Origin of the sequence: Acetobacterium sp. K1/6 (assembly GCF_034438075.1) — a bacterium.
Classification (GTDB): domain Bacteria; phylum Bacillota; class Clostridia; order Eubacteriales; family Eubacteriaceae; genus Acetobacterium; species Acetobacterium carbinolicum.
This window is the reverse complement of sequence record NZ_JAXQGA010000037.1, coordinates 1-8,143: the sequence shown is the minus strand read 5'-3', so window position 1 is coordinate 8,143 and position 8,143 is coordinate 1. Positions and strand designations below refer to the sequence as shown.

Genomic DNA, 8,143 nt, shown 5'->3' with positions numbered 1-8,143 from the left:
GGCTGCCTGATCAAAATGCGAAAGGAGATTTATCTAAATATTTCTGATTTCGTGTCTTGACAAGCGTGTACATTATATACAGCTTCCCATTATTCCAATATCAATCAATTCCGGAAATGACCTACATTTTGCATCTATATCTGTTCCTTCTATATTACTTCTTATTAAAGTTCCATTTTTTTCATTAAACAACTCATAAAAATGATATTTTTTATCCACATAAATTTTCATAAATATTTACCACACGCAGCTTCTTCCATTAATATATATACCATTCTCCTCTAGTTCAAAAGTATCAGTTGTGAAAAAACTAGTTAAGGTATCTTCATCACTACTTGTATATCCCATGTAGGTGTAAAATCCTTTTCCCTTATATTTTTTATACTTTTCAGCAGCTTCTTCACCAAATACTTCTTTCACATTTTCATAATTCATTTCATCAAAATCAAAATATCTTAACCCTCTAAATGTTCCATTAATAATATTCTCACATAAATCCCACGCATGTTGTTCTATAATAGATCCCTTTTTAAAACCTAGTTTTTTAAACAAATATTCCGGTGTTAATTCTTTTTTTGATAATATAAGAAAATTTGTAGATGAGCTATTCGTGACATATCCTATTCTAATCTTCATTGCGAATTCCTCCCACGTATTTCTTAAATGTATCAACCAATTTATCATCATAGTTAAATGAGTAAGCAATTTGATCTCTTTTGATTTCCATATTTGTACATTGCAAATTTTTATTAATAATTTCTTCTACCAAATCCTGACTCAGATTAAACCTACATATCAAAAAATCTTTACAAGAAGGAAATTCTTTACGATAATACTTTCTATAAAGTTTACTGACTCTATATGCATTTCCAAAATATTGATTATATATACGTCCAATTGTTTTACCAGCATATGTATTGTTTTTTACACCATAATATTTCTGCATTTTTCTTTTTGCTCCAATACTAATTTTATCAAAGAAACAGAACCCATTCGTTTTAATAATAATCATCATTCCCCTCTCCGTCAAAATAATATTGTTGTCTTATTTCTTCTTTAACAGCATCAATATCGCAATCTCTTTTTATTTGCTCTTTTAACTTTTTCCTTCCTTCCCATTTAAAAAGCATCATAAATATGACTTCAAAGTGTCTAAATCTTGCCAACGCTTCTTTAGAAACGTCATGTAATTCTTCATCGATTTTGAAAAAATCTGTATGGCTAATACAGTCTCTTCCAAATGCACCTACACAATTATCTATAACTTTGATAAATACCTTTTTATCGTGAATATCTCTAAGAAAATGAAACAATATCTCCAATGAATATGGACCATGTTCTTTTTCCTGAAGAACTAAAAAACTAAAAAGAGATGATAATAAGTTCCCTGGATTCTCGTATACAATATATTTCAAATATTCTTCTTCACATACCAATTGTTTTTGACTATTTTGAAATATCAGCCTTAATCCCCATCCTTTTAACCGTTCATTAGACATATAATTTCTTCCATTAGCTTTAACATCAGCTGGTTTAATAAACTTTTCAATTATTTCACTACACAACTGTTCATCGTTCCTACTGTTATAATCTCTGTATATATAATTTACTACTCCTTCAAAACAAACAGCCTCCTCTTGGAACAGCCCGTCAAGATATTGTATAATCTGTTCTTTTTCTGGTAGATCGTCCTGACTTTTACACATTCTCATCAAATTGTATCTTGCTATACAGTAATCCCTCAATTCATCAAACACGAAATATATTACGCCTTCTTCATTTTTTAATATTGAATCTTCATGATGTATCAGTGTTTTCGATAACAAAATAGTTCCATCAACTTTTTCATATATATGTTCATCTTTTTCACTAATCAACTTATCGGATACAAAACCATAATCATTTCGTTCAGTCATAATCTTAACAATTTTATCTAAAAAGGCTCTGATATCAACTTGTTTCTGTTCCCCAATTTGATTAATATATTTATCATAAAGCATATAATAATCCATATCGTTAACTATTTGCTTTGTACCCACGTGCGTTTCAAAAAACATACGCATAAGTAATAACTGTTGACTTAATTTGTTTCTTACAAACAACGATAATACACCATTAAATATAAATTCCTTTGAATATATGTCAAACATTCTATTTACAGCATTCCTAGAATACATCTGCTCTTGTATGTTATCGTATAACGCTATATGTCTCATATTTTCAAGCAAAATTTTCTTGTATCTTGCCTCAAAATATTCACTTCGACAGGTAATAAGTACACGAATATATTTTTTATCTAATAATTTATCCAAAAACACCGGTAACTTTTCTAAAAATTCTTTATTGTTATTTTCATTTACTGCATCAATAATGACATATGTTGGTCTAAATCTTAATCTACTTAATATTTCAACTGCAATCATACATTTTTCATGTTTCTCAACTAATTTTAAAAAGTTCAATTGTTCTTCAAAATATCTTTCAATGTCATTCTCCATCTCTTTTGCATTCATAAATACACAAGGATATTTTAGACTAAAGAGTAGCTCCGAAAAGCTACAAAGAAGATTAGTTTTACCATTTCCAGCGCTTCCAGATAAAATCACATAATTATTTTTTATATATTCAGCTTTTTTACTTAGTGGCAACAGAATTTCATCATATTTATTAGAGTAAATTCGAAATATAACCATAGAATCTTGATACTTTGATGGATATTCAACCTGGTCATTATGTACGTCATTCAAAAACCGTCTAGTTTTCTCTATTGTCTCAATTACCTTATCAATTTTGCTATACATACCTAATGAAAATAAAACATCTCCATTATCACGAAAAACTTCTTTTAGTAAATCACCATATTCATCATCAAATACACTATTAAAATCTTGTATGATTCTTTTTTTCCATTTCCCCCTATACAAGAAATATCGTAAGTTCTCTTTTGAATCGTTTAATTCAATAAATAATCCTCGTATATATTTTTTCTCTTTTACTAATTGATCTATTTTTTCTTTACTTTTTCCATTTACACGTTTTCTATAGCGAGCAATTGTTATCACGACAGCTATGCATAATATTATTATTCCTAAAATAGCTAGCCATGTAAACATATTGCTAAAAAGGCTTGCAATAATACCAAACCATCCATCATCAATTTTTTCTATAATATTTTTTTCAGACTCTTGTATTGGGGTCGTACTTAATGCTATTTCCCACATATAATCCACTCTTCTCTTATTTTTGTTTATTCCTTACGCCACTGCATTTACATTAATCTCTTCAATAACCTTCCTTATCCCCATCCACACATTCAAATCCGTAAAGATTTCCACAACACTTCCCTTATTTGTAAACGGTGATTCCTGAAGTACCCATTGCACAAGGGGACGGTTCTTTTGTGCAAATTCCTTTGTCCTAACGATGTGGAGACGATTCGTTCGTCATATTCATCCAATACCAAGGAGCCGTTTTCTTATTTTGTCCATTTATATTTATGACAAACCGCTATTTATTCCATCAAAGTAAGCTGTTCCTCGAGCAAGCCTTTAGAAATATTCATTGCTTTGATTAAATTTTCAAGACGTCTGTGGTGCGTGGTTCCCTCTTCAAATTTCCCCTGTGCTTTTTCACATTTGCTAATAACTGAAACGACTGGCTTAAGTGCTTTTATTAATTCTTCTTTTGTGTACTGTTCAATTATTTTTTGTTCCTTTTTAGCTAGTTTATTTTCTATCAATAGCTTTGAGATATCCATTGCTTTGATTCTATTTCTAAGCAGTGAACACTGGGAGGTTCCTTGCGCAAATTTCCCTTGCATTTTTTCACATTTGCTAATCGTTGAAGCTACTTCCCAAAGCGCAGCAGTTAATTCTTCATTGGTGTAATTTTCCATAACAACGCTCCTTCTCAATTTTCATTTGACCTAGAAATAGGTCGTTTGGAAAATTCTTCTTGGTCGAGTATTTCAATGCTTTTATACCAATAAAAATACGCTTCAGGATCAAATTTCATTATTGTTTTAAATTTTTTATATTCCGGATTTTTAATCACCAACATCCTTAAATCAATTGTCTTATCAAAGCGTTGAATATCAGATATCCCATACTTAATCAGCAATGATAGATAAGCCGCTTTTGAAGCGCTGTTCACCGCTCTATCGGCAATATAATTTATTGAGAAAATATAATTCTTTATCCTTTTAATGCCAGTCTGTAATAACTCAAATGTTTCTTTCTCGATCCGCCCGCGTTCTCCAATGATTTTCGAGGTCAGAAAAATATCGTCAAGCACATCAATATATGTGTAATCATCCATTCCTCTGTACATCAACTCCTGCTGGACCATCATTTTAAATGTATCACCAACTACTTTTATGTTTTCCATTCTATCAAATAAGTTGGCCACATCAAACAGCTGTTTAATAATTTCTAGTTCTTTGTTTTTTCCGTAAGGAATGCCCGTTGTGTTGGGAGCATAGGCTGTTAATTTATCACCCAGAATACAATCAATATTGGGGATCTTGACTAATCTGCATGGTTCTTCATAATCAATGAATTTACAATTAATGTCTTTCTCAATAATTTCAGCATAATGGCTCTTTTCAAATAATACATCCAATAGAACATAACTTTCTGATTCATCCAGTGCCGATTTGTAAAAAATCTTATAATGGGCTTTGGGTACATCATTACTCCCGTTTCTTTTATTTTCTTCAAATCGATTAAATACATGACTCGCCTCGACGACCCTACTCAAAATCGCGTCCAAATCGACATCCTTCTTATTTTTCTCGATGATGATATCAATGTCAATAGAAAAACGATGCATTTCATCCAGAAGCAGCAATAAGGCGGTTCCGCCTTTAAAGATAAACACTAGCTCAGTTTGCGATAAATTTTCGAGAAGGTACAGTGCTTTTGTCACTTTTTCAATTAATGCAGGATCTGCTTTCTTGCTCCCACGTTTGTAATCATTGCTGATTTTCTGAATCCATTCTTCAGAAAATGTATTGTTATGGATCATTTAGTTACCTCAAATGTAAATCTCTTTCTGATCGATAGCCGTTTCTTTTTTTAGAAATTCTAAAAAACGCCCTTTTACCTTTCTTTTCGTTGCATAGCGGTTCAGTTTAGACTGATTAATGCTAAAGGTTTCAAAAAATACTTCATAGATATTCTTTAATTCTCCACCTTGATAAGTCACGTATAATTGATCTTCCACAAACAGATCAACCATTATTTTTTCAATTCCGGGTATGCTGATCCCTTCCCTTATTTCAACTGGTGATTCTACCACCAAATTCTTGACAATAACATTCTTTTGTCCTGGTATCATATATGTTTCTATCTCGTGATTGTCTGGATTTATAAATACGTTCTTCATTGATTCCTGTAAAAAAGCAAACACCGATGATACTGCATCCTTATCAACTTCAATAATAATGTTACTAGTAATAGGTTGGTGAACCATGTACTTATTTAACCAGCTTGTATCCCATATGTTCACTTCACTATATGGAAATTGTACTTTAATCTTCTTGTAAAGATTCTTCATTTTCTTGTCGATAGGGGGGGAGAAATCACTTTTTCTTGTTGCTGTGTATAATCCTCTTTTTAAACTCTGAATTACTTGTTCCTTTTTCAAATGATAAACCCGCCACCTAAAAGTCGTTTCTTTTAAATCCGGCTCTTCTTCTAAATAGAATTGGTAAAGTTGATTACTTGCAAACGGTTTATCCCCGAATTCTTTAATCAATTCAGCAGTTCTTAATTTATCGTTCACTTTATCTCATCTCCGATTTTTCTTTTCCAACAAACGGGGCCTTTTTTATTTAGGCCCCATTTGTTGGGTTTGCTCTATGTGTAATTATAGTCTCTAAAACTCAAAATATCAAGAAAAATAAAAACCCAACAAACGGGGCCTTTTCAATTTAGGCCCCATTTGTTGGGTTTTATTTTTTAGCTTGAGGGGACGGTTATTTTATGGTGTATTTCTCAAATAAGCATAAGTCCCCCTGGCAACAGGGCTTCTGAACTATCCGTTTATTTACTGTGATCTAATCACCGATTTCAAAAAAAGTCTTTGATACAATAAGAAGCATTCATTTCATTTATCAATTTTTTATTCGGAGGTATCAAATGTATATTAAAATAATAGGCTCACTTGTCGGTGGCGCATTGGGACTTCTCTATTATAAACTGGTTGGCTGCTCCAACGGCAGTTGCCCCATTACTGCCAAACCCCATCGAACTGCGATTTATGGCGCCATTCTTGGTTTTATGATCAGTTCTTCCTTTTAAATTAAAGGTGCTGTTGTATGAAAAACAATCAATTCTTATTCCTCTTGGTACTGACTTATTTTGCGTTGGGATTTGTCAATATTCACTTTGCCATTTTGGGTCTCGTCTGCATGATGTTACCCTTTATTTTATTATTTAAAAACCGCAAAAAAACCTGGTGTCAAGGCTATTGCCCCCGGGCCAGCCTGCTGAGCACGACTGGCAAACTTACTTCGAAATTTTCGTTGAAAACACCAGCCTTTTTTATCCAAGGTAAGATGAAACGGATTATGCTTATCTATTTTGGCATCAGCCTAATCTTTATCACCATGTCCACCGTTCGTGTTGGACTAGGCTTTTCACCCGCTTTGGAATACCTTCGTTTTCTGATTGTGATTCCCCTGCCATTTGAAATGCCTCAATTGATCATCTTTGAAAGGCTACCAGCTTGGTTGACACATCTGTCCTACCGTTTTTATTCCATGATGCTGACTACCACGTTTATCGGTGTGATCCTGTCGCTGGTTTACAAACCGCGCACCTGGTGTACCATCTGTCCCATTTCAACCATTTCCAGCGAGTATATTAAATATTTACGTTGACCTCTTGCGCATCGCACTGAAAAAGCCCCGGACAACGCCGGGGGCTTAGAGACATCGAGGACTTTTCATTTGTCACAATTCCAGGTTCAAGGCAAATTCCGCTGCATTCCTTAAATCCTCACTGTTTGGTCTACCTTTATTCATTCCACCAAAGAATTTAAGAAAACTGTTGGTATTAAACCCTTTGCAGCTAAACTCCCCTTTTACGATGTATCCCTTTGACACAAGTTTCTGTCTTAGTACCGAATGATCTTTTACTACCTTATCTTCTCCTATAATCGCACTGGTAGAGAAGATAAAGCAAGGCTTTTTAGACACTTCCGGCAACTGATCAGCTAGATCCAGTAATTCTTTATAGTGACTGCCACTGTCGATGCCTGCTCCAAAGCCAATCAGGTCATAATCCTCAAGATCTTTCAGCGTGACCTGATCAATTCTTTTTACCGGGGCATGTAATACTTCGGCAAATACATCAGCAATTTTTGCGGTATTGTTGTGATGATAAGAATGAACAATAATCAGACACTTTCCTCCCTCGATGGCCATAACACGATTTTCTTTCGGCATGGTTTTTCACCTCTCATTTTTATTTCACTCTATGATTTTAAAAATTCGGTCATTTCTTTTAGATATAAATCCGGGTTTCCGACACACAATTCCCCGTGATCAAATCCTTTGAAAACCTTGATCTTAACACTGGGGGATTTTGATAATATGCAATTTGCATATTTTTTTCCCAGCCACGCCTCCTTGGAACCATACCAATATGCGATATCGGTCTTGGAGTCAACAATTGAATCTGGAAGGGCATAACTAAAAACCGACACATGGGCATTTCTGCAGCTTTGACCTGTCATATTTGCCCCAATTCGAAAAACGTCATCAACCATTTCCGGGGGATAAAAGGTTCGATTTAGTAGATGCTTCAAAAGCCTGCTTCCTTTTTTCATGCTATGCGCTTGCCTTATTCGATAATTTACAGACAAGTCCAACAAAAATTTATTCATTGGAACGATCGGCCCTGCATCAACAATTGCCTTATCAATTTCAAGTCTGTTTTGAACAATTATCTCAACCACAATTGTAGCCCCCAGCGATGCTCCGCAAATTGCAAAGACATGTTTCCCATATGTTTGTAAAACATAATCACTTATATCGGTAGCCGCTTTTTCAACCGTCATAAATGGATAGGCTATACTTAACTGGACAGATTTACTAAGGTCATATAAACTAAATCCATAAAATGAAGGAGAACCAATA

General features: G+C 33.6%; 10 protein-coding genes. 2 read left to right on the top strand and 8 right to left on the bottom strand.

The window, feature by feature from the left end:
- Positions 1 to 237: 237 nt before the first annotated feature.
- The 6 genes from U2P91_RS17295 to U2P91_RS17270 form a co-directional block, all read right to left on the bottom strand.
- Complete coding sequence (locus U2P91_RS17295) at positions 238 to 636, bottom strand: hypothetical protein (protein ID WP_111888123.1); 399 nt, start codon at positions 634 to 636, stop codon at positions 238 to 240.
- Complete coding sequence (locus U2P91_RS17290) at positions 626 to 1,015, bottom strand: hypothetical protein (protein ID WP_111888124.1); 390 nt, start codon at positions 1,013 to 1,015, stop codon at positions 626 to 628. Before U2P91_RS17290 ends, U2P91_RS17295 begins: the two co-directional genes overlap by 11 nt.
- Positions 999 to 3,221 (bottom strand): hypothetical protein, encoded by a 2,223-nt coding sequence (locus U2P91_RS17285; RefSeq protein ID WP_322520074.1) that lies wholly within the window; start codon positions 3,219 to 3,221, stop codon positions 999 to 1,001. Before U2P91_RS17285 ends, U2P91_RS17290 begins: the two co-directional genes overlap by 17 nt.
- A gap of 290 nt (positions 3,222 to 3,511) precedes the next feature.
- The gene (locus U2P91_RS17280; protein ID WP_111888126.1) at positions 3,512 to 3,895 is read right to left on the bottom strand and encodes a hypothetical protein; all 384 of its coding nucleotides are present in this window, start codon (positions 3,893 to 3,895) and stop codon (positions 3,512 to 3,514) included.
- A gap of 14 nt (positions 3,896 to 3,909) precedes the next feature.
- Positions 3,910 to 5,025 (bottom strand): nucleotidyl transferase AbiEii/AbiGii toxin family protein, encoded by a 1,116-nt coding sequence (locus U2P91_RS17275; RefSeq protein ID WP_111888127.1) that lies wholly within the window; start codon positions 5,023 to 5,025, stop codon positions 3,910 to 3,912.
- 9 nt (positions 5,026 to 5,034) lie between these two features.
- Positions 5,035 to 5,784, bottom strand: coding sequence for a DUF6577 family protein (locus U2P91_RS17270; protein WP_111888128.1), 750 nt, complete (start codon positions 5,782 to 5,784; stop codon positions 5,035 to 5,037).
- A 356-nt stretch (positions 5,785 to 6,140) separates the two neighbouring features.
- Between U2P91_RS17270 and U2P91_RS17265 the strand changes: the two genes are divergently transcribed.
- Complete coding sequence (locus U2P91_RS17265; protein WP_111888129.1) at positions 6,141 to 6,302, top strand: DUF6132 family protein; 162 nt, start codon at positions 6,141 to 6,143, stop codon at positions 6,300 to 6,302.
- 17 nt (positions 6,303 to 6,319) lie between these two features.
- Positions 6,320 to 6,883, top strand: coding sequence for a hypothetical protein (locus U2P91_RS17260; protein WP_111888130.1), 564 nt, complete (start codon positions 6,320 to 6,322; stop codon positions 6,881 to 6,883).
- Positions 6,884 to 6,955: 72 nt separating this feature from the next.
- Here U2P91_RS17260 and U2P91_RS17255 read toward each other — a convergent pair whose 3' ends face one another.
- A complete protein-coding gene (locus U2P91_RS17255; protein ID WP_111888131.1) occupies positions 6,956 to 7,450 on the bottom strand; it encodes a flavodoxin family protein in 495 nt (164 codons plus the stop codon).
- 29 nt (positions 7,451 to 7,479) lie between these two features.
- The coding region (locus U2P91_RS17250; protein WP_322520073.1) for a hypothetical protein at positions 7,480 to 8,143 on the bottom strand (664 nt) is incomplete at its 5' end.

Coding starts and splice junctions, on each gene's coding strand:
- U2P91_RS17275 (WP_111888127.1), bottom strand. CDS start 5,025: ATGATCCATAACAATACATTTTCTGAAGAATGGATTCAGAAAATCAGC.
- U2P91_RS17280 (WP_111888126.1), bottom strand. CDS start 3,895: ATGGAAAATTACACCAATGAAGAATTAACTGCTGCGCTTTGGGAAGTA.
- U2P91_RS17285 (WP_322520074.1), bottom strand. CDS start 3,221: ATGTGGGAAATAGCATTAAGTACGACCCCAATACAAGAGTCTGAAAAA.
- U2P91_RS17260 (WP_111888130.1), top strand. CDS start 6,320: ATGAAAAACAATCAATTCTTATTCCTCTTGGTACTGACTTATTTTGCG.
- U2P91_RS17295 (WP_111888123.1), bottom strand. CDS start 636: ATGAAGATTAGAATAGGATATGTCACGAATAGCTCATCTACAAATTTT.
- U2P91_RS17255 (WP_111888131.1), bottom strand. CDS start 7,450: ATGCCGAAAGAAAATCGTGTTATGGCCATCGAGGGAGGAAAGTGTCTG.
- U2P91_RS17290 (WP_111888124.1), bottom strand. CDS start 1,015: ATGATGATTATTATTAAAACGAATGGGTTCTGTTTCTTTGATAAAATT.
- U2P91_RS17265 (WP_111888129.1), top strand. CDS start 6,141: ATGTATATTAAAATAATAGGCTCACTTGTCGGTGGCGCATTGGGACTT.